Raw genomic sequence first — 2,272 nt, 5'->3', positions numbered from 1 at the left:
CATTTCTTTTAAGCCATGTTAAAACCAAACAAATCATACAACTAAGCCACATGATCCACTTTTAAAATGTATAACCTGTATAAAAGTTTCCTGGCATCGTCAGAACTTGTATTCAGATTCTTTACAAGCCACTTATATCAACGTTTATAAAATTATAGATTCTGATAGATTCTAAAAAACAGCTTATAGATTCTATAACCAACTTTATTTTTTGACTTTATACATTCTCATACATGCTTTATTTTGAATTTTAAGGGGTCATTTTAAAGAAATAGGGATAAATCATATAGTTTTATATCCAAAAGTTTATAAACGCTCTTAAAACGCAAATATGAGCCAAATAAATATATTTTGATTTCACAAAATGATTTTTTCTAAAAACCAGTGTCGATTTTTTAAGACACTGCCCATCTACATGCAAATTAATTTGCATACATTTTTTATAGTTCCCACAGGGGCAGGCGACATTATTTTTAACAATAAAAAAGTGTCAGTCTAAGACCAACACTTTATGTTTCTTCTTCAATTTCATCAATCATTTGATGATTTAATTCTCTTTTTTCTTGTTCTGTTAAATCATGCAATTCACTCGCTAAATATTCTTTTTGTTTCCAAATATAAAAAATTTGATAGATATATTCAGTTGGATCAATCTCTTTTAAATAATCTAAATCGCCATTTTTTAATAACTTTCTCGCCTCTTTAAATAATCCTGAATAAACTAATACCTGTTTACCTTTAAGTGATTTATAGAATGCATCAAATACTTTTTGATTTATTAAATAATCACTATCTTTACCAGAATACTTAGCCATTTCATATAATTCTTTATTGTTATTTTGTCTTATTTTTTGAACTTGAACTTGTGTGATTTCTGAAATGCCCGTTACATCACGCCATAAATCTAACCATTCTTGTTGGCTAATATAATATCTTTTATCTGTGAAATACGATTTATTTACTGCAATTAACACGTGAAAATGAGGATTATAATCATCTCTTTTTTTATTATATGTAATCTCTAACTTACGAACATAACCCTTAATAATTGATTTAACTTTTTTACGTTCAACCATTTTTTTAAAAGACTTATTATAATGTTTTATCTCATCTTCCAACTGTTCATTTTGTACATTAGGCGTCGTAAGCGTTAAAAAAATAAATTCCTTTTTCTCTTGCTGCTTAATATATTGCATCATCAAAGATAAACCCAACGCATCTTTTCTAGCTTTTCTCCAAGCACAGACAGGACAAAATCGATTTTTACAAGAATTAGCTTTATATAATTTCTGTTTTTCTAAAGTTTTATCAGCTACAAAAGACAGAAATGTATTGCAATCTTGAACTAAGTCCATTTGATTCTCTCCAATATGACGTTTAATAAATTTCTGAAATACTTGATTTCTTTGTTTTTTCTCAGTATACTTTTCCATGTTATAACACATAAAAACAACTTAGTTTTCACAAACTATGACAATAAAAAAAGTTGCTTTTTCCCCTTTCTATGTATGTTTTTGATTAGACACCTAAAACGATACATTAATAGGTACGAAAAAGCAACTTTTTTTGGGTTTTAAGCCATATATACCAATGCTTTAAGGGTAACTATCCAAAATCGAAATAGTTACCCTTATTATCAAGACAAGAAGAAACTCGTTTTCAACTCGTTTCAAATTCCTAAATTAGGAGGGATAAAATGAAAATTAATAATGTAACAGAAAAGGATTTATTTTATATTTTAGACTTATTTGAAAAAATGGAAGTAACTTATTGGTTAGATGGAGGTTGGGGTGTAGATGTATTAACTGGAAAACAACAAAGAGAACACAGAGATATAGATATAGATTTTGACGCCCAACACACTCAAAAAGTTATACAAAAATTAGAAGATATAGGATATAAAATAGAAGTTGATTGGATGCCTTCACGCATGGAACTTAAACATAAAAAATATGGATATTTAGATATTCATCCCATAAATTTAAATGATGATGGTTCCATTACTCAAGCAAATCCAGAAGGTGGCAATTACGTTTTTCAAAATGAATGGTTTTCAGAAACTAATTATAAAGGTCGAAAAATACCATGTATTTCAAAAGAAGCTCAGCTTCTTTTTCATTCTGGTTATGACTTAACAGAAAAAGACCATTTTGATATAAAAAATTTAAAATCAATAACATAATTGCTTTATTCCAATTGCTTTATTGACGTTGAGCCTCGGAACCCTTAACAATCCCAAAACTTGTCGAATGGTCGGCTTAATAGCTCACGC

At 28.3% G+C, this 2,272-nt stretch carries 2 protein-coding genes; one reads left to right on the top strand and one right to left on the bottom strand.

Annotated elements, in window-relative coordinates; translation table 11 throughout:
* Positions 1-509: 509 nt before the first annotated feature.
* Positions 510-1,433, bottom strand: coding sequence for a protein rep (locus LQ686_RS13835; RefSeq protein WP_103357905.1), 924 nt, complete (start codon positions 1,431-1,433; stop codon positions 510-512).
* Between the two features lie 263 nt (positions 1,434-1,696).
* Here LQ686_RS13835 and lnu(A) point away from each other — a divergent pair, with 263 nt between their 5' ends.
* A complete protein-coding gene (lnu(A), locus tag LQ686_RS13830; protein ID WP_000700648.1) occupies positions 1,697-2,182 on the top strand; it encodes a lincosamide nucleotidyltransferase Lnu(A) in 486 nt (161 codons plus the stop codon).
* Positions 2,183-2,272: the final 90 nt, after the last annotated feature.

It is taken from the genome of Mammaliicoccus sp. J-M41 (genome assembly GCF_022385935.1).
Classification (GTDB): Bacteria; Bacillota; Bacilli; order Staphylococcales; family Staphylococcaceae; genus Mammaliicoccus; species Mammaliicoccus sciuri_A.
Note: the sequence above shows the minus strand (reverse complement) of the source record. Positions and strands in the feature narration are given on the sequence as shown.